Source organism: bacterium (assembly GCA_035703895.1).
In the GTDB taxonomy this organism is placed as follows: Bacteria; Sysuimicrobiota; Sysuimicrobiia; order Sysuimicrobiales; family Segetimicrobiaceae; genus Segetimicrobium.
The window spans coordinates 26,194-43,332 of the sequence record DASSXJ010000137.1 but is presented as its reverse complement, the minus strand read 5'-3'; the positions used below and the strand labels follow the sequence as shown (position 1 = coordinate 43,332).

General features: G+C 66.5%; 21 protein-coding genes. 11 read left to right on the top strand and 10 right to left on the bottom strand.

All coding sequences use genetic code 11. The annotated features are described in order from the left end of the window. A partial coding sequence (locus VFP86_09485; GenBank protein ID HET8999864.1) for an AMP-binding protein occupies positions 1-711 on the bottom strand: 711 nt, incomplete at its 3' end. Positions 712-852: 141 nt separating this feature from the next. Here VFP86_09485 and VFP86_09480 point away from each other — a divergent pair. Genes VFP86_09480 through VFP86_09460 form a run of 5 tightly spaced genes read left to right on the top strand, consistent with a single transcriptional unit; the run spans position 853 to position 4,083 of the window. Next, positions 853-1,572 carry an alanyl-tRNA editing protein gene (locus tag VFP86_09480; GenBank protein ID HET8999863.1) on the top strand — a complete coding sequence of 240 codons (720 nt, stop codon included), beginning with the start codon at positions 853-855 and terminating at the stop codon, positions 1,570-1,572. Positions 1,573-1,595: 23 nt separating this feature from the next. Then, positions 1,596-1,910: a YciI-like protein gene (locus VFP86_09475; protein ID HET8999862.1), complete on the top strand. Its 315-nt coding sequence runs from the start codon at positions 1,596-1,598 to the stop codon at positions 1,908-1,910. After that, complete coding sequence (locus VFP86_09470; GenBank protein ID HET8999861.1) at positions 1,907-2,245, top strand: antibiotic biosynthesis monooxygenase; 339 nt, start codon at positions 1,907-1,909, stop codon at positions 2,243-2,245. Before VFP86_09475 ends, VFP86_09470 begins: the two co-directional genes overlap by 4 nt. Then, complete coding sequence (locus tag VFP86_09465) at positions 2,223-3,185, top strand: helix-turn-helix domain-containing GNAT family N-acetyltransferase (protein ID HET8999860.1); 963 nt, start codon at positions 2,223-2,225, stop codon at positions 3,183-3,185. Before VFP86_09470 ends, VFP86_09465 begins: the two co-directional genes overlap by 23 nt. Positions 3,186-3,219: 34 nt before the next feature. Continuing rightward, positions 3,220-4,083: an MBL fold metallo-hydrolase gene (locus VFP86_09460; GenBank protein HET8999859.1), complete on the top strand. Its 864-nt coding sequence runs from the start codon at positions 3,220-3,222 to the stop codon at positions 4,081-4,083. A 60-nt stretch (positions 4,084-4,143) separates the two neighbouring features. Here the strand turns inward: VFP86_09460 and VFP86_09455 are convergent, their stop codons facing one another. Further along, positions 4,144-4,512 (bottom strand): hypothetical protein, encoded by a 369-nt coding sequence (locus VFP86_09455; protein HET8999858.1) that lies wholly within the window; start codon positions 4,510-4,512, stop codon positions 4,144-4,146. Positions 4,513-4,725: 213 nt separating this feature from the next. Here VFP86_09455 and VFP86_09450 point away from each other — a divergent pair, with 213 nt between their 5' ends. Further along, positions 4,726-5,595, top strand: a complete 870-nt coding sequence (locus tag VFP86_09450; GenBank protein ID HET8999857.1) for a serine hydrolase — start codon at positions 4,726-4,728, stop codon at positions 5,593-5,595. A gap of 194 nt (positions 5,596-5,789) precedes the next feature. Here the strand turns inward: VFP86_09450 and VFP86_09445 are convergent, their stop codons facing one another. The 6 genes from VFP86_09445 to VFP86_09420 form a co-directional block, all read right to left on the bottom strand. Then, positions 5,790-7,019: a hypothetical protein gene (locus VFP86_09445; protein HET8999856.1), complete on the bottom strand. Its 1,230-nt coding sequence runs from the start codon at positions 7,017-7,019 to the stop codon at positions 5,790-5,792. A gap of 32 nt (positions 7,020-7,051) precedes the next feature. Next, complete coding sequence (locus VFP86_09440; protein ID HET8999855.1) at positions 7,052-8,140, bottom strand: ABC transporter ATP-binding protein; 1,089 nt, start codon at positions 8,138-8,140, stop codon at positions 7,052-7,054. Between the two features lie 11 nt (positions 8,141-8,151). Continuing rightward, the gene (locus VFP86_09435; protein ID HET8999854.1) at positions 8,152-8,976 is read right to left on the bottom strand and encodes an ABC transporter permease subunit; all 825 of its coding nucleotides are present in this window, start codon (positions 8,974-8,976) and stop codon (positions 8,152-8,154) included. Beyond that, positions 8,973-9,845, bottom strand: a complete 873-nt coding sequence (locus VFP86_09430) for an ABC transporter permease subunit (GenBank protein HET8999853.1) — start codon at positions 9,843-9,845, stop codon at positions 8,973-8,975. Before VFP86_09430 ends, VFP86_09435 begins: the two co-directional genes overlap by 4 nt. Before the next feature lie 15 nt (positions 9,846-9,860). Continuing rightward, positions 9,861-11,003, bottom strand: coding sequence for an extracellular solute-binding protein (locus tag VFP86_09425; protein HET8999852.1), 1,143 nt, complete (start codon positions 11,001-11,003; stop codon positions 9,861-9,863). Positions 11,004-11,067: 64 nt separating this feature from the next. Continuing rightward, on the bottom strand, positions 11,068-11,934 hold the full coding sequence (locus VFP86_09420; GenBank protein ID HET8999851.1) for a sugar phosphate isomerase/epimerase family protein: 867 nt from the start codon (positions 11,932-11,934) through the stop codon (positions 11,068-11,070). Between the two features lie 133 nt (positions 11,935-12,067). Here VFP86_09420 and VFP86_09415 point away from each other — a divergent pair, with 133 nt between their 5' ends. The 5 genes from VFP86_09415 to VFP86_09395 all read left to right on the top strand — a co-directional run bounded on the left by VFP86_09415 (position 12,068) and on the right by VFP86_09395 (position 15,347). Next, positions 12,068-12,391, top strand: coding sequence for a hypothetical protein (locus VFP86_09415; protein HET8999850.1), 324 nt, complete (start codon positions 12,068-12,070; stop codon positions 12,389-12,391). A 72-nt stretch (positions 12,392-12,463) separates the two neighbouring features. Next, positions 12,464-12,679 carry a hypothetical protein gene (locus VFP86_09410; GenBank protein HET8999849.1) on the top strand — a complete coding sequence of 72 codons (216 nt, stop codon included), beginning with the start codon at positions 12,464-12,466 and terminating at the stop codon, positions 12,677-12,679. An 81-nt stretch (positions 12,680-12,760) separates the two neighbouring features. After that, on the top strand, positions 12,761-13,507 hold the full coding sequence (locus tag VFP86_09405; protein ID HET8999848.1) for a serine protease: 747 nt from the start codon (positions 12,761-12,763) through the stop codon (positions 13,505-13,507). 35 nt (positions 13,508-13,542) lie between these two features. After that, positions 13,543-14,526 (top strand): ornithine cyclodeaminase family protein, encoded by a 984-nt coding sequence (locus tag VFP86_09400; protein ID HET8999847.1) that lies wholly within the window; start codon positions 13,543-13,545, stop codon positions 14,524-14,526. 83 nt (positions 14,527-14,609) lie between these two features. Next, positions 14,610-15,347: an ImmA/IrrE family metallo-endopeptidase gene (locus VFP86_09395; protein HET8999846.1), complete on the top strand. Its 738-nt coding sequence runs from the start codon at positions 14,610-14,612 to the stop codon at positions 15,345-15,347. An 18-nt stretch (positions 15,348-15,365) separates the two neighbouring features. Here the strand turns inward: VFP86_09395 and VFP86_09390 are convergent, their stop codons facing one another. Both VFP86_09390 and VFP86_09385 read right to left on the bottom strand, forming a co-directional pair. Next, positions 15,366-15,752 (bottom strand): hypothetical protein, encoded by a 387-nt coding sequence (locus VFP86_09390; GenBank protein HET8999845.1) that lies wholly within the window; start codon positions 15,750-15,752, stop codon positions 15,366-15,368. 27 nt (positions 15,753-15,779) lie between these two features. Continuing rightward, on the bottom strand, positions 15,780-17,135 hold the full coding sequence (locus VFP86_09385) for a S41 family peptidase (protein HET8999844.1): 1,356 nt from the start codon (positions 17,133-17,135) through the stop codon (positions 15,780-15,782). Positions 17,136-17,139: the final 4 nt, after the last annotated feature.

The window sequence follows — 17,139 nt, the reverse complement described above, 5'->3', positions numbered from 1 at the left end:
CCGATCCCCCGCGCGGGGAGCGAGGTTGTTGAAGAGGACGAACGCGGGCAGGTGCCCGATGAGGGCCGAGTGGGGAAGCACGGCGCCCTTGGGGGGACCCGTGGTCCCGGACGTGTACATGATCAGCGCGGGATCGTCGGGACGCGTCTCGGCCGGCGCAAAGTCTTCGCTGGCGCGCTCCTCGAGCAGAGCCGCCCCGTGGGCTCCCGGTACGCCGCGCGCGGTCTCGTCGACGGCGATGAGATGCTGCAGATTGGGCAGCCGGTCCCGGATCCGGTCGAGCTTGGGGGCGGTCAGGCCGTCGAACACGACCGCCCGCGCGCCGCTGTCCCGCAACCGGAACTCGAGCGCATCGTCGCCGAACAGCACCGCGAGGGGCACAGCGACGGCCCCCAGCTTGTAGGTCGCGATGTGGGCTAGGGGCACCTCTGGCCGCTGCGACAGCACAATGGCCACCCGGTCCCCGCGTCCGATGCCTGAGGCCCGCAGCGCGTTCGCCCACCGGTTGGACCTCCGCGCCAGTTCCGCAAACGTGTACGGCGCGGGGTCTTCCGCGGTGACGTCCAACAATGCCACGCGCCCGGGATCCCTCGCCCATTTGTCACAGACGTCGACGCCGATGTTGTACACGGCGGGAATCCGCCAGCGAAAGGTCGCGTGGAGCGTCTCGAACGGCCTGCGGGCAAAGTGGACCAGCTCCATCGACGCCATTATAGTGCACCCGCCCGCATGCCGGGAGAGGGGCTCGTAAAACAACTTGACAATTGTCAACTAGATGCGTGACAATGTCATGAAAGCGTCGGGGTCCCGCCGCGAGCGGGTACGCGCGGCGGCGCCGGCGAGGAGGCCCGGATGACGGAGCTGCTCTACCTGCAGGACAGCTACCTGAGAGAAGTCGACGCCTCCGTCGCCGCGGTGGAGGACAGCGCCGTCGTCCTCGACCGCACGATCTTCTATCCGGGCGGAGGCGGCCAGCCCGCCGATACCGGCTCGCTGCGCTGGCCGGGAGAGGAGCGGCGGGTGGTCGAGATGCGGCGGGACGGCGAGGCCGTGTGGCATGTGCTGGATGGCCCCGCTCCAACGGCGGGAACACGCGTGCGCGCGGTGCTGGACTGGGACCGACGGTATGCGATCATGCGCTATCATTCTGCGCTGCACATTCTGGTCGGGACGGTCTACCGGCTCTTCGGAGCCCGCGTGACGGGCGGGGCGATCTATCTCGATCGTGCCCGTATGGACTTCTCGCTGGAGGATCTCAACAAAGAGCGCATCGCCGCGATCGAACAGGAGACCAATCGCGTCATCGTCGAGGATCGGCGCATCCTGGTTCGGTTCGTCTCGCGGGAAGAGTTCGAGCGGTCGGACCTCGTCCGGCTGGCCAGGGACCTCGTGCCGAGGGACGTGGAGCAGATCCGGGTCATCGAGATCGAGGGCTACGATGCTCAGGCCGACGGCGGGACGCACGTCTCGCGCGCGGGCGAGATCGAGGGGCTGAGGATCGTGAAAACCGAGAACAAGGGAAAGGCGAACCGCCGGCTGGAGATCAAGCTCGGCCGGCAGGCGGACGGCTGACGCGTCTGTGATGAGGTGCCACCATGCAGTACTACGCGCTCTTCTACGACGTGGTCGACGACTTTGTGTCCCGCAGGGTCCCGTATCGCGATGAACATCTGCGCCTCGCCAGGGACGCGCATCGTCGTGGGGAGCTGTTGCTGGCGGGCGCGCTGAATGATCCGGCGGATCGGGCCTTGCTGGTCTTTCGCGCCTCCGATCGCTCGGTCGTCGAACGCTTCGTTCGGAACGATCCGTACGTGTCCAGCCGTCTGGTCACCCGGTGGGAAGTCCGGCCTTGGTCCGTCGTCGTCGGGAACGAACCCTCCGACGCACCTCCGGCGGGCGCCGGACGATGATCGCCCGCGTCTGGTCGGCGCACACGACACCCGCATTGGCCCCCGCCTACGTTGATCATCTGAAGACCCACGTCCTGCCGGCCGTGAGGAAGGTGCCCGGGTACAGCGGTGCCATGCTCCTAGAGCGAGAGGTCGCCGGTGCGATCGAAGTCCTCGTCATTACCTGGTGGCGGTCGCTCGAGGCCATCCACGGGTTTGCCGGAGCCGACGCTGAGGATGCCGTCGTCGCCGATGAAGCCGCTGCGCTGCTCACTCAGTTCGACCGCCGCGTCCGGCACTACACGCTGGTCGTCAAGGACGACGCGGGCGGCGGTGGACCATCCGGACCTGGATGACGTGAACGCGGAGGCCGAAGGGAGTTTCGATCAGCGCGTCGCCGCCGTGCGGCGCTTCAATCGATTTTACACCCGCAAGATAGGCGTGCTGCACGAAGGGTTCTTGGGGAGCCCGTTTCCCCTGGCCCAGGTGCGCGTCCTCTATGAGCTGGCGCATCGCATGCGGCCCACCGCAGCCGAACTCAGCAAGGAGCTGGCCTTGGATCCGGGCTATCTGAGCCGCATGCTGCAGGGCTTTGAGAAGCGCGGCCTGATCGAGAAATCGCCCTCGGACACCGATGGTCGCCAGAGCCTCTTGTCGCTGACGGCGCAAGGACGGGAGGCTTTCGCCCCGCTCAACGCCCGCTCACGCGACGAGATCGGCGCGATGCTGCGCGACCTGTTCCCGGTCGAGCAGATCCGTTTGGTCGAGGCGATGCAGACGATCGAGGGGCTGCTCGGTGCACGACCCGAACCCAAGACCCCCTACCTCCTCCGGCCCCCCCAGCCGGGCGACATGGGGTGGATCGTCCACCGCCACGGTGTGGTGTACGCGCTCGAGCACGGATGGGACGAACAGTTCGAGGCGCTGGTGGCGGGCGTCGTCGCGAAATTCATCCAGACCTTCGACCCGAAGCGGGAGCGCTGCTGGATCGCCGAAAAAGACGGCGAGGTGGCCGGCTCCGTGTTCCTCGTCCATCAGTCGAAGACGGTGGCCCAACTCCGCCTGCTGTTCGTCGAGCCGAAGGCCCGTACGATGGGCATCGGCGCGCGCCTGGCGAGCGAGGCCATGCGCTTCGCCCGGCAGGCGCGTTACCGGAAGATCACGGCGTGCACGTACAGCGCGCTTCGCGCCGCCCAACGCGTCTACGAACGAGCAGGCTTCCGCCTCGTCCGCGAGGAACCCCGTCACCGTTTCGGCCATGACCTGGTCACACAGCGATGGGAGTTGAGACTGTGACTGACCGCATCGAGAGAGGAACGCCGTCGTGGCCATGAATTCGCCCGCGCAGTATGTGGCTGGCCGCCGGATCGGCGGGGCGCGCATCACTGTGATCTCGGACGGCACGCTCGAGTGGACGCCAAGGATCCTGGCTCCCGAAGGCGCCCTGCGGCAGGCGATCCCCGAACTCAGCGCGCGGGGCACGCTCACGCTCGGGCTCAATCTCGTCCACGTGGCGCTCGGCGCCGCGTCGATCGTCATCGACCCCGGATGCGACGACCCATCGTCATCCTGGCAGCAGGGATTCGCGGCAAAATGGCCGGGCCTCCGCCGGTCACCCGGACTGCGGGCCGGGCTGGCCGCCGTCGGCGTCGATCCGGCCGGCGTCACGCATGTGGCGATCACGCACGCGCACGCCGACCACTTCGCGGGCGTGATGGTCGAGCGGAACGGGCGCGACGTCGTGCGCTTCCCGAACGCCCGCCACTTTATCGGCCGCAGGGACTGGGAGGAGAGTCCGGCCCGGGGAGATCCCGCCTCCGACCTGTCGGTGCGTCTCGGCGCGGTCGCTCGGGCGGGCCTCCTCGACCTGATCGACGGGGAGCGCGAAGTGGCGCCCGGCGTCACCATCATCCCCGCACCGGGCGAAACCCCCGGCCACTGTATAGTCCGCGTCGATTCGAGCGGGGAGGGCTTCTATTACGTAGGCGATCTCTTCCACCACCCGTGCGAGGTGGAGCACGCGGACTGGATTCCGGCCGGCCGCGACCTCGACGCGTCGCGCGACTCCCGCGTCCGCGTATTCGGCGAGATCGCGGCGCGCCGCGCGACCGCCGTCTTCAGCCACGACCGCTTCCCGGCTTGGGGGCGCGTCGTGCCGGCGGGGAACTCCTTCGGATGGGAGCGCGACGGATAGCTCGCGGCGATGCTCCCGGTCCCTGATCGGACGCAGGACCGGCGGGACAGGTGGAACGGCTTACGCTTGCGCCTTGAGCTCCTTGTGCAATTGTGAGGTCAGTTCCATCAGCGCTTCGAGGTTCCTCCGGACTTGGCCGACCGCAGAAAATACGCTTCGCAGTTCGCTCGTACCCTCCGCCACCTGCAGCAACGTCAAACAGTTCCCACCGAGGGTGGTCATCTGGTCCAGGGCCTCGAATGCCCTGGCGATGCCGTGTGCCCCGTCCGCCCTCTCGCGCCCCCCGGAGAGGTGGTTCCTGTGGGTCAGAACCGACACCACGGATGTCCCGAAGCGCTTCGCGATGGTCTGAAACGGCTCGTTATTGAGAAGCGCCGCATCGACCTCCTCGTGCCGCTCGTGCGTGCATATCGCGCAGGGCCTACGCATTGGTATTCACTCTCGTCCCGCCTCTCGTGATCGCGTTTCTATCGGAAAAACGTTCTGCCCGGCGGACACGGTCCCCCCCATCGAATGGATCAATCGATTCATCGTTGTGATGAGCGCGGTGTATCCGATGATGGGGCCGCCGGGCAGGTGAAGGAACAGGACCCCGCGGCTCCTAAACGACTCACAGCCTGCCCAGCGGAGGACTGCCATCCCATGATGGAGCGTCTCGCGACCCGTCTCAACGAACTGTGCGGCACGCACCCCTTCGAAACCGGGTGGTACCTGAAAGATCTCTCGAGCGGTGAATCCACCCACCGGCGCGGCGACGTCGTGGTGCCATCGGCAAGCACGCGGAAGATCTCCATCATGATGGCCGCGCTGCGCGCGGTCCACACCGGCAGGTTCTCGCTGGACCAGCCCGTGACGATTCAGGCCAAGTATCAGATCAGCAACAGTGGGTGCTTCCAGCACCTCCGCCCCGGTTTCTCGGTGACGCTGCACGACATCCTCGTCATGATGATCGTCGTCAGCGACAACACGTGCACGGGGACCATCGCGGATATGCTCGGATTGGACCAGATCAACGAGTTCTGCCGGTCGGCCGGCATGACGGGCACGACCCACCGGCAGGGGATTCCACCCAATCCGGATGCGCAGGCGGATCGCCCCCCCGACCTCGGGCGGATAAATGTCACGACCCCGGCCGACGTCGGCCTCCTCCTGGATCTCGTCCAGCAAGGGACCCATGATGCCCGGGCGGCGGGGAGACTCGGGGGTACTCCCGAGCTCTGCCGTCTGGCCGTCGACATTCTGAGCTGGCAACTCCTGAATACGCGGCTCCCGGCGTTGCTCCCGACGGGCACAAAAGTCGCGCACAAGACGGGCACCGCGGGGCGAAACATCAATGACGCCGGGATCATCTTCCAAGACGATCGCCCGGCGTTCATCCTCACGGTCTACACCGGGGGCGTCCCGGAGGAACTGGCGGACGGCACGCCCGGGAAGGCAGCGGCCGATCACCACATCGCGCGCCTGTGCCGGACCTGCTGGGACGTATTGAGCGCAAAACGCGTGGGCGTCTAGGCGGGTAAACGAAGACCCCCGGCGTGGACCAACGCCGGGGGTCTGCTCCCCCCACGAACTGCTTACATCACATATGAATGCCCCCGGGGCATCGGAGGCGGTCACGGTGCGGCATCTCGTTCGGATGAAATCATTCATCCGTTCGGAGGAGAGTTTTCCGCTGACAATCTTACCGAAACTTCTCTCCGTCTTGCCTACTGCCGCGCCCAAACCACCCGGCAGGGCGCGCCGGCGCTCAAACGGCACGCCGCCGGGGCGGCCAGGGACGGACGAGGACGATAGGCCTCGTCCAGGAAAAAGGCGCGAACTAGTGCAACCTCGACCGGCGTCGATGGCGGTGTCGGGGTGCGCAGCGCGATGCCGGTGATCTTGGTTTCGGTCGCCCCGGGCGCCAGTTTGACCGCCGTGCTCTCCGCGTCCGCGCCATCGAACATCAAGTCCACCCGCCCCCACGCCGAGGTGTACCAGGTGTCCCCCACCCGGGCACTGGCCTCGAGTGGGACAACCGGCCCGCGGAGGCGCCTCCACTGTAAGAATAAATACGATCGGGGATCTGCTGGCGCCGGGGATTCAGGCATCGGCGGCATCTCGAGCGGCACCTGCCGGAGCACTTCCAAGGCGCTGATCCGGTAGATCCAAGGGAACTGCTGCAGCACGCCCTCGCGGGGCTCGCCGGCGGGCTGCGCACAGGCCGGCGCGATCGCCGTACGGTACGGGCAGGCGGTGCGGTCCACGACCATGCCGTTTCTAGTTGCGATCTGAAGCACGGGGTGACCGCCGAAGACGCGTCCGCCTCGGTAGCGGTGGGGACGGTGGCCGGGCCCTTGAAACTCCTCAGCAATCACGCCTCCGGCGTCGTCAAGCGTGACCCGCAACACCCATTCGATGTCCACCGTGTGCCCCCACCGCGCGAGCAAGCCGGTCAAATCCGTCCCCGCATCCTCGTGGCTCAACACGACGTGGTACTCGACCGAGGTCATGCCGTCGCGAGCGGCCGTGCGGTAGAAGAGCAGGAGCGGGGTGTCCGTCGTGACGCCGTCGAGAGGACTATCGAGGGCCCGGTAGTGGATGATCGGGGCATGCCGCCAGACGCGCGCGGCCGGATCGACGTCCTCGACACACCCGGTACGCACGCCCACCACCGCCACTTCCTGAGCGGCCGGCGAAGACAACCCGGGATGCATCTCGATCCGCAACACATGGGCGCCTCTTGCGAGACGGCCGAGGAACCGGTGGTACTCGACCGGCTCATCGCCGGCCGCCAGAATGATCTCCTGACGGTCGCCTCCATCGACGGTCAGCGCGACCACTGCCGACTCCCCCCGCAGCCAGGATGTGTCGGGCGCGGCCAGGGTGAGCGCCCCCCACGCTTCGCCGGAGTCAGCGAGCATGAACCGATGATCGAGGGCGCCTCCGGCCCGCAATCGCACGGATCCGTACGGTTGATGGGCTGGGGTCACGCCCGGTCGGCGGGGGTCGCTACCGGCGGACGCATCGGGCCGCCAATCTCGACGACCTCCGCGCCGTGGAACGCGAGGGCGTGGGCGATGCTGAGCCGGACCTCCTGACCTTCGGCAAACGATGCGCTCTTTTCGGTGAACATCCGAAGGGCTCCGGCGCCCGGGGCGTCAAGCAGCACCTGCAGGTAGTGCCCAAGATTGACGACCCGGCGGACTCTGGCGGGCGCGCCCTCCGCACTCACCACGAAGTCTTCCGGGCGGACGGCGAGCGTCACCGCGTCGCCCTCCGGCCACCGCCCCCCCACCACGGCCAGCCGCCACGGGCCCGCCGCGATGCTTCGACCACCGGGCAGCGCGCTGGCGGGGATCAGGTTCATGGTGCCGATGAAGTCGGCAACGAACAATGTCTGCGGGCGCGCGTACAGCGCGTCGGGTGTGTCGACCTGCTGGAGGATGCCGTCCTTCATCACCGCGATGCGGTCGGCGATCGTGAGCGCTTCCTCTTGGTCGTGGGTGACAAACACGGTGGTGATCCCGATCTTCCGCTGGAGCTGCTTGACCTCTTCGCGCATATGCACCCGGAGGCGTGCGTCCAGGTTGCTGAACGGCTCGTCGAGCAGGAGGATCTGCGGCTCCAGCACGAGCGCGCGGGCGACGGCGACGCGCTGCTGCTCACCGCCGGACAGCTGATGCGGATACTTCTGGGCGGAACCCGGGAGCCCGACCAGCGCGAGCACGTCCTTGATCTTCTGCCCGATGGCGTCTCCCGGCAGGCGGCGCAGTTTGAGGCCAAACGCGATATTTCCTGCGACGGTCATGTGCGGCCACAGGTTGTAGCGCTGAAACACCATCGCGGTCGGGCGCCGCTCCGGGGGGAGGGCGACGACGGTCCGGCCGCCGATCTGGATATCCCCCGCGTCCGGGATCAGGAACCCGCCGATCATCCTCAACGTCGTCGTCTTCCCACAGCCCGATGGGCCGAGCAGGCACATTAGCTCGCCGTCCTGCACCTCCAGGCTGACGTCGTGGACCGCGGCGTGGATCCCGAACTGCTTGGTGACGTGGCTCAGGGAGAGGCGCGCCATTTAGCCCGCGCTCACAAACTGTATCCGGCGGCGAGGTACCCGGCCCGCAAGTATCGCTGCGCCAGGAGCAGAAAGATGAGGGACGGCAGGGAGAGGAGCACGGAAAACACCGCGCCCACCGGCTGAGGATAACTGAGGACGAGCGTGTACATTAAGACAGGCATGGTCATGTGGTTGGGCGTCCCCACAATGAGCGTGCCCTGCGCCTCGTCGAAGGCGGCGAGAAAGGCGAACAGTAGCGCCACGATGATCCCCGGCAGCGCGATCGGGAGGGTGATCTGAAAAAACGTGCGGAGAGATCCGGCTCCCACGTCGCGAGCAGCCTCTTCCAGATTCCGGTTGATCCCTCGGAAGGTCCCCGTAGGGATCCAGATCATGAACAGCAGCGTGTTGACGATCTGGATCAGGACGACGCCAGCGAACGTGTCCATCAGGTTCAGGCGGTAAAACAGAGTCGCAATGCTGATGTACAGGCCGATCTTTGGAAACGCGTTCGCGCTGAGAAACGACAGGAGGAGTGCCCGGCGGCCCGGGAAGTCCAGGCGCGCGAAGGCGTACGCGGCGGGGATGCAGATAACGGCCGAGAGAAGCGTCGCAACCGGCGCACTCAGGAAGCTCATCTTAATCGCCTTCAGCACATCGGAGTTGCCAACGACGTAGGCCCACCACTTGAGCGAAAACTCCGGAAGCAGGTTGGGGAACAACCAGCTTCCCGCGACGGCCCACAGGAGGAGGGTGAACAGAGGCCCCAGGATGAACGCGGCGAGGGCGCAGAATGCGCCGAGCGCGACCGCGCGCCGCAGCCCTCCGATCGCCCAGTACCAGGGGCCGCTCACAACAAGTTCCTCTCCCGCCTGCTTACGCTCGTCACGTAGATGGCGCCCACCGCAGCGGCAATGATGAACGCGATCACCGCCATCGTCACTGCCTCAGTCCGCCGGAAGTACTGGGTGAGGTAGTTCGTCATCGTCACGCCCAGCATCTGCGGCGCGTTCCCGCCGACGAGATACGGGATCGTGAACGATCCGAAAATGCTTATGAACAGCAGGGTGAGCGTGATCATGGTGGGGATGGCGTTGAGGGGGAGGATAATCGAGACGAACGTGCGCAGCGGGCCGGCCCCGACGTCCCGCGCGCCGTCGATGAGCGCGTCGTCAATCGACTGCAGCCCCGCGCCCAGGATCAGCACGGCAAACGGAATGCTGGCCCACACCTGTGTGAGGACAATCCCGGTCGCATTGTACACGAGGGAGGGAAACCGTGCGATCCCCAGGCGGTAGAGCATCGTGGAGATCAGGCCGTGGTTCACGAGAAACGTGATCATGGCGAACGACGCGATGACGACCGGGACAAAGAGCGGGATCGTGAACAGGACGGCAAACAACGCCGGCAGCCGGCCCTGCGCGAACCGCAGGTAGAGGGCCAGCGGATAGCTCAGGCAAAACACCACGGCGACGGAGATGAGCGCGATGTCGACGCTAAAGATGATGTCGGACCGGACGATGCGCGCGCCCAGCACCTGCGCGTAGGTGTTAAAGGTCAGTCCCGTAGTCGTCCCAGCGGGCGGCGACAGCGTCTCGATGATGGCCGTGATGGCGGGAACCACGATCAGGAAAATCAGGACCAGAAGGGGAGGGAGCACCAGGGCGAGCCCCAGCGCTCCCTCTTTTCTTGCCGACGCGCTTCCTTTTCGTGCGTCCGTCACTGGCTGCCCGTCACATCACTGACCGACCACGACCTTCTCGTGCCAGAGACGCTTAATGTCGGCGAGATACTTGGGACTGGGATACGGGGAGAATCCCTTCGCCACATCCTTAAACTGATCGCGCAGGGGGGCCGGCATGTACTTCCACTCGATCCCCGGATACCCGGCGATCATATTGATAACCATCGTCTGGGCCTCGGGCGTCAGAAGCCAGTTAAGGAATGTCATCGCGCCTTCCAGGTGCGCCCCGCCTGCAGGGAGCATCACTCGCGCGTCATCTCCGATCAGGGGTGGGGTGATCTGGGTGAACTTCATAGTCTTGGGGAGCTGGCCGCGCTTGAAGAAATCTAACCCCTGATCAGACCAGACCGACGCCATGTAGATGTTCTCTTGCGCCATCAGCTGCAGGACAGCCACATTGCCGTTTGGGTGGAACCCGTTGTTGTACATTGCGGGCTGGAGTTCTCGCAGCAACTTCCAGCCGGGATCCCAGGCGGCTTCCTCCTTGGGATCGTAGCCCTTCGCGAACTTGTCCGGACCGGTGAACCGGTAAATCGCCGCCGTCACGAACGCCTGGCCCGATCCGCCGGTGTTCGGGTCGCAGTAGGTGAACTTGCCGGGATTCGCCTTGATCCAGGCCACAACGTCGTCGAACGTTCGGGGAGCCGTGTTGATGAACTTGCTGTTGTAGCCGATGACGACCGACGATCCTCGGTAGGGCACCCCGAAGTAGTCCACGGCCTGCAAGATATCCTGAGGCACCTTGGCGATATTCGGAAGCAGCTTGGGGCTCAGCTTGACCCAGAGATTCTCGGGGATTCCCGCGTCCACGTATCCAGGTTCCGCCTCCCAGAGGTCGACGTCCGTGGTGCGTCCGGCGCGCTTGGCGCCGAGGATTTTGGCGTAGACGCCGTCGGACCCGTTGCCGTGCAGCAGGCCCACGAAATTGACCTTGTACTTCGGGTACCGCTGGGTGAAGGCCGGAATGAAACCCTTCTGGAATAGATCGAAGACGTTGGTGTCGCCGCTGATGTAGAGGTTCAGGGTGACAGCTTCGGCGGCTCGGGCCGCGTTGGGAACGGTCGACCCTATCAGGACCAGCGCAACGGCGACCAGTGCGGCGACAACGGGCCTGTGGAATCTGGTCATCCTTCGCATGACTCACACCCCCTTAGGACTCCTCGGAGCCGTTCGTTTCATATGCTTGATTCGGGACGCGAGTTCACCTCCCCTCGGCCGATCTGTGAAGGATGGTTGAGAGGCTCTCCATACGGCTAAAATCCTCCTCCGCGGATCCCAGGAAGAGGTGGTAGCGGTACTCGTGGATCACGGTACCCTGGTACCCCCGCAGGACCTCGAACACCCTGTCCAGGGGAATGCTTCCCCAGCCGACCGGCAGGTGGAGATCCCCCTTCCCCAGCGGGAAGGTGTCGGAGGGGGTCTGCGTCCGGTACAGCGGAAAGTTCTCCAGCCGGAGGGGATCGTAGCGGCCGAAGTTGTCGTTGATGTGGACGTGCCGGACGTACGGCAGCGCGGACCGGATCGCCTCCAGGAACTCGAACCGAAAGTAGGCGGCCGCAAGATGCGCATGGCCGACGTCGAGCGTCATCGCGACGTTGGGGCGGTTGATCCGGCGCACGCACTCGATGACGGGTTCGATCCGTTCGACCTCAATGTTCTCGATCCCGAGGAGAACGTCTCCGGCCTCGTCGGAGAGTTTGAGGATGGCCTCCTCGAACGCCGCCTCGTCCTCGGGGTCCTGGCTCCGCTGTTCGAAGTGGATGACGAGCACCCGGCCGCCGGCCCGCTGGCAGAACTGCAAGGTCGAGCGGGCCAGCGCCATCTGCACCTCCCGGTCGGCGCGGTCCCGCAGGTCCAGGCTGCTCGGGCTGTGGACCGAGTACCGGAGATCGTGCCTCCCAAACGCCTCGAGCGCGTCCCGCATCATCGCCGGGTGCAGCCGCCCGCCGAGGATCAGGCCGGTGCCATCCATGCTGATCTCGGCGGCGTTGTAGCCCAACTTCCGGGCGAACCGCAGTTCCTCGTCCCGGCGCTCCCCGCCCCGGATCGACAAACCCACGTGGACCATACCACTCCTCCGCTCACCGCCCTCGCTCAAAGGATACGACATCAGGCACCCCCATGCACGCCCCCTGGGGGGCGTGATCGTACAGAGGTCTAGCCTCCCGGATTTTAGGGTACGAATCGCTAAGGGTGAGAGCATGAGCGACTCGACACGGAAATTGGTCAACGGGAGCGTCGTTGTGCTCAAGATCCTTGCGCTTGCGGCGATCCTCAAGCCGGTGCTCGTTCGTCACGCCTCCAAGGCCGTGACGGTGTTCGAGCAGGCGTTACCGGGGGTCAATCAGCCGAACCATCCGAAATCCTACACGTACTTCAGCGGGTTTCACGTGCTCAACTTCTCCGACATCAAGTTGGGGCTGGCGATCGGAGTGGGCCTCTACCTGGTCGCGCTGGCGATCCAGTTCGTGGCCGTCTCCCGGCTGAACCCTGCGCAGACCCCCGAGGGCCGCCAGGCCTCCTGAACCCATGTCTCTCCCCGTGTGGGCCCCACACAGATAAGCGCCGCGCCCAACGGGATGAAGGGGTGATCCGGCATGCTGGCCCTGCTGTTCCTGGTCCTCGCCGTAGCGGCCGCGTACTATTTTCTGGGCACGCCGCTCCTTGACTTTATTCACCGGTTCACGAGAGAGTTCACGCACTCGTTCCCCTTGTGGGCGTTTTTCCTCCCCTACCCCGGCACCCGCCGGGACGCCGGGGATCCGGCGAAGCCGCCCATCGAACGAGCGCCGCGATCGCGCCCGCCGCAATGAGTAGAGGAGCCCGGCGGTTCTGACGGCGAACGAGTAGCACGCCCACGCCGCCGAGCCGGCGGCCGGCTCGAGCACACGGCGATGAGCACTCGTCTGCGTATCAGCGGGCTTTTGGGAGTTCTCCTGATCGGGGTGGCCCTGACGGTTCAGGGGCGGGCGCAGGAATTCCGGCTCCACAGCGTCTTCCAAGTGCTGGTCATCAACAAAACCACCGGCCACGCCGTATCCGCCGGGACGGGGTTCTTTATCAAGGCCGATGGGACGGCCCTGACCAGCAGCCACATCGTCTATCCGGTGAAAGCCCGGCATTTGATCTACGAGGCGCTCGCCCTCCTGAACCGAGAGTTTTACGGGGTGGAGATCGTGTGCGCGAGCGATCTGCCGTATGATCCAACAACGACTGGGGTTCACGGCGCGGGGCGCGACGTCGCCGAGATCAGGCTCGTGGCGCCGCGCGAACCCGAGCTCACCTACGACAGGATCCGCGTCCCCGGGCACTACGGGCGCCTTCCCACGTTCCCGCCGATCCCGTTGGGTGACGATCCCGTCGTGGGTGACAGCGTGCGGATTCTGGGCTTTGGCGACCTCACGTCGCCGATGCCGTACGAGTGGTCGGCCACGGGCACGGTGAGCGGGACCGGCAAGGCGCCGGACGGCACGGCGGTGTTCAATGTGACCTTTACCCGAAAAACCGAGCCCGGCCACAGCGGCTCCCCAGTGCTGAACACCAAGGACCAGGCCGTAGGGATCCATACCTGGCACCTCGCCTTGGATCCGACGACGGGGCTCGAGATCAGCAGCTCGGCGCTCAGGCCGGCCTGCCCGTAGGGAACTCGGCACTCTGCCGCGAAGACGTCCGCACTGTGGCTCTGCTCCTGCGAGAGTCTCACCTGCGGCAGCTCCTCACGATGCGCGACCTCGTCCCGCTGATGGAGCGCGCGCTCGCCGCCTTCTCCACGGGAGGAGTCGTTCAACCGGTCCGCACGGCGATCCCGGTCCCCCAACACGAGGGCTTCCTGGGGGTCATGCCCGCCTACTTGGTCGGCCAGGGGTCGATGGGGCTGAAGGCGGTCACGTTTTACCCCGGCAACGCCGCCCGCGGGCTGCCGACCCATCTGGCCACGGTGCTGCTGCACGATCCGGCGACGGGCGAGCTGCTCGCGGTCATGGACGGCCGCTTGATCACGGAGATGCGAACCGCGGCGGTCTCGGCGGCCGCGACCAAGCACCTGGCGCGTCGGGGATCGACCGTCGTCGCATTCTTGGGGGCCGGCGTGCAGGCGCGGAGTCATTTGGAAGCGCTGCGAGAGGTCTGCGCTCCCGCCGAAGTGCGGGTATGGACCCGCACGCGCGCGCACGCGGACGTGTTCGCGCGGGAGGTCGCGGAACACGACGGCGTGCGGGCGATCGCTACGGTGTCGGCCGAGCGGGCGGTCAAAGACGCCGAGATCATCTGCACCGTGACCAGCAGCCCGACCCCTGTGCTCCGGGGGCGGTGGCTGTCCACGGGGACGCACATCAACGCGGTCGGGGCGGCGCGCCCGGATTGGCGCGAGATGGACACCGAGGCGGTCGTGAGATCCCGACTCTTCGTCGATTCCCGCGCGGCGGCCGCGGTCGAGGCGGGCGACATCGTCGGGCCCATCGGGGAGGGCGCCATCACGGACGCTCATGTGTACGCGGAGATCGGGGAGGTGTTCAGCGGCCGGCGCCCCGGTCGCACGGACCCCGGTCAGATCACCTTGTTCAAGTCATTGGGACTCGCGGTGGAAGACGTCGCGACGGCTCAGCTGGCGTACGAGCGGGCCCGCGACCGCCAGATCGGCGAGCCGTTCGGGCTGGACTGACGCATCCATCTCGCCCCGATCGTCGCCCGGCGCGCACCCCGCGTCAAGGCGGCGCTTCCCTCGTATGCTACAATGAAGTTCCAATGCGCGACTGCGTGCAGTGCGGTCACGAACTCGAACCGTTCTTCGACTCCACCTGCGAGCCTCCGGTAGCCTGGCTGTGCCAAACCTGCGGGAGCGTCGCCCTCGAAGAGGACCTGCGCTCGCTCTCCCAGACCGCGCGTCGCGAGCTGGCCGCGCTCCAGGCGTTCATGACTTCGGGGGCCGCCGCAGACCACTCCGGACTGGGCCGGGCCCAGGCCAGGGCCCGCGCGATCTTGGAAAACGCCTGGACCATTCCGGTCGACATCGAGCGAATCGCCGAGCAGCACGGCTATCCGATCCGGGAGCGGCCGCTCCCGGAGGGAGAGCGTGGGACGATCGCCCGCGAAGGCGATCACACCGTGATCGTCATCAGCCGGGAAGTGGGGGGACGCTCCCAGGCCGAACGGCGCTGGGTGATCGCCGAGGAACTCGGCCACGCCGTCCTAGAACACAGCGCGCTGGTCGCCAGCTCCACGCCCGGCCGCCCGCCGGGGATCGCGGAACCACGCCGCCGGGCCGAGGAACGCGAGGCCAAACGGTTTGCCGCTGAGGTGCTCATGCCCGAGGAAAAGGTGCGCGGGCGGTTCGCAGAGCTCGCGCCCCGAATCTACCAGGCGCTCGGCCTCCGGCAGCGACAGACCGAGACCGACGAGGTCGTCGCCGCGCTCGCCCGAATGTTCGCGGTGAGCCCGCTGGCGATGCGCGTCCGGCTCGAAGAACTCAACCTCATTCACTGACCCCGGCGCAGGGCGCCGCTACGGGTTCCACTCCATCAGCGTGATGCGGGCGTCGGATGTGCGCGTGGGGTTGTCCGCAGGACACGCTCCGCACAACAGCTCGACCGGTGGCTTCTGCGGCCCGCGGACCTCGTAGGTGACGGGATGCGACGTCCGCGGGAACGTGATGTGCAGGCCGGGGAAACGCCTTGGCACGGCCGGGCGCGCAAGCGCCTTTGTAACGCCGCCGGGCACCGCACCGATGGCCCGTTCGGAGGGCGGAGGCTCGGCGGACCGGGGCTCGGCGGGCTTCGCGACCGGCCCCGTCGCAACGGGCCCGGTCGGGGCAAGACGTACGACCGCGAGCATGCCGGCGCCGACGACCACGGCGCTCAGGAAGATCAAGGCGATTCGACCCCTCGCCATCCCGATCGTCCCTTCCTGCTGGGAACGCTACGCCGCCCGGGAGCGCAGGTGCGTTCGTTGAGCGCCGACTACGCGGAGCGCGGCCGTGAGCTGAGTGTCCTCACCGCGCATCATGTCGTTGATCGTCAGTGCCACGGCCACGTCGGGCGTAATGCCGACCCCTTCGACCACCGTCCCCTGCGGGGTCGTGATCCGTTCGACGGTCACCGACATTCCGGCGCGCTCGGGGAGCGGCACGGTGATCGAGCCGCCGAGGGCCCCCGCCGTCTTCTCCCCGACGATGGTCGCGCGATGATGGTCCCGAAACGCACCTGCCAGGATCTCTGAAGCCGACGCGCTCCCGCCGTCGATGAGGACGACGAGCGGTGTCTTAGGAAACAGCGGAACTCCGGATGTTTGAAGGACGTCCGGCGCGTGCCCGCGCTCGGTGATCTTCGACAACACGGTCCTGGGCGGAAGGAACAGGCTCCCGACCGCGACGGCTTCATGGATCAGCCCGCCCGGGTTCGCGCGAAGGTCGAGGACCACAGACTTCAGTTGGTCCTGGAGCGCAAGCGCCAGCAGTGTGCTCCGGAGCCTGGCGCCGGATCCCCGGGAGAACTCATAGAGCTTCACGTACGCGACGCCCGGCTGGATGAACCGGGCCTCGACGGGGCGCTGCTGGATCGGCGCGCGCACCACCGGCAACTGCAGCGTCTGCTCGCCGCGCATCACCGTCAGGGTCACCGACGACCCGGCCGGTCCGCGGATGTATTGGCTGGCGTCCTGACTGGTCGCGTTCTTGAGTGACCGCCCGTCGACCTGGATGATCCGGTCAAAGCGCTTGAGCCCGGCACTCTCGGCCGGGGATCCCGGAAACACGTCCTCGACAAATATCCACCCATCATTGGTGGCGGGGTCCTTGCGCGAGGTGATGAGCACCCCAATGCCGGTAAACCCCGGCCTGCCGAGGAGCTGCATGCGATTCTCCTGGAACTGCTGGGGATCGAGGAAGTTGGTATGCGTATCCTTGAGGGAGGCCAGCATGCCCGCGGTTGCCGCATAGGCGAGCTGTGTCTGGGGCATCGGGCTGGCCTGCGCCGCGCGCGCGAACGTTGCGGCAAATACCGCCTCCGCCTCTTTGCTCGGTGTCCCGCTGGGGATCTCGGGCAGCGCCGTAGCGCTCAGGTTGGCGGCCTTTCGCAACGTCACGATCGCCGCGTTCAGCAGGGCGACCGGCTGCACAGGGTCCACATACTCGTCCTCGAGCACGTGCAAGGCGGCGAACACGAGATTCTGATCGGCGGCGGCGACATGCTGGACGGGAGTAAGTGGAGACGTCATGAGGACGACGGCAAGGATCACCGCGAGCCACCGCGTAGAGACCGCGCGCACCAAGGACATGATT

What these genes read in the sequence shown, in the direction of transcription:
- VFP86_09460 (HET8999859.1), top strand. Translation starts at nt 3,220, where the DNA reads ATGAATTCGCCCGCGCAGTATGTGGCTGGCCGCCGGATCGGCGGGGCG.
- VFP86_09475 (HET8999862.1), top strand. Translation starts at nt 1,596, where the DNA reads ATGCAGTACTACGCGCTCTTCTACGACGTGGTCGACGACTTTGTGTCC.
- VFP86_09405 (HET8999848.1), top strand. Translation starts at nt 12,761, where the DNA reads ATGAGCACTCGTCTGCGTATCAGCGGGCTTTTGGGAGTTCTCCTGATC.
- VFP86_09415 (HET8999850.1), top strand. Translation starts at nt 12,068, where the DNA reads ATGAGCGACTCGACACGGAAATTGGTCAACGGGAGCGTCGTTGTGCTC.
- VFP86_09420 (HET8999851.1), bottom strand. Translation starts at nt 11,934, where the DNA reads ATGGTCCACGTGGGTTTGTCGATCCGGGGCGGGGAGCGCCGGGACGAG.
- VFP86_09385 (HET8999844.1), bottom strand. Translation starts at nt 17,135, where the DNA reads ATGTCCTTGGTGCGCGCGGTCTCTACGCGGTGGCTCGCGGTGATCCTT.
- VFP86_09410 (HET8999849.1), top strand. Translation starts at nt 12,464, where the DNA reads ATGCTGGCCCTGCTGTTCCTGGTCCTCGCCGTAGCGGCCGCGTACTAT.
- VFP86_09390 (HET8999845.1), bottom strand. Translation starts at nt 15,752, where the DNA reads ATGGCGAGGGGTCGAATCGCCTTGATCTTCCTGAGCGCCGTGGTCGTC.
- VFP86_09425 (HET8999852.1), bottom strand. Translation starts at nt 11,003, where the DNA reads ATGCGAAGGATGACCAGATTCCACAGGCCCGTTGTCGCCGCACTGGTC.
- VFP86_09470 (HET8999861.1), top strand. Translation starts at nt 1,907, where the DNA reads ATGATCGCCCGCGTCTGGTCGGCGCACACGACACCCGCATTGGCCCCC.
- VFP86_09450 (HET8999857.1), top strand. Translation starts at nt 4,726, where the DNA reads ATGATGGAGCGTCTCGCGACCCGTCTCAACGAACTGTGCGGCACGCAC.
- VFP86_09480 (HET8999863.1), top strand. Translation starts at nt 853, where the DNA reads ATGACGGAGCTGCTCTACCTGCAGGACAGCTACCTGAGAGAAGTCGAC.
- VFP86_09440 (HET8999855.1), bottom strand. Translation starts at nt 8,140, where the DNA reads ATGGCGCGCCTCTCCCTGAGCCACGTCACCAAGCAGTTCGGGATCCAC.
- VFP86_09455 (HET8999858.1), bottom strand. Translation starts at nt 4,512, where the DNA reads ATGCGTAGGCCCTGCGCGATATGCACGCACGAGCGGCACGAGGAGGTC.
- VFP86_09395 (HET8999846.1), top strand. Translation starts at nt 14,610, where the DNA reads ATGCGCGACTGCGTGCAGTGCGGTCACGAACTCGAACCGTTCTTCGAC.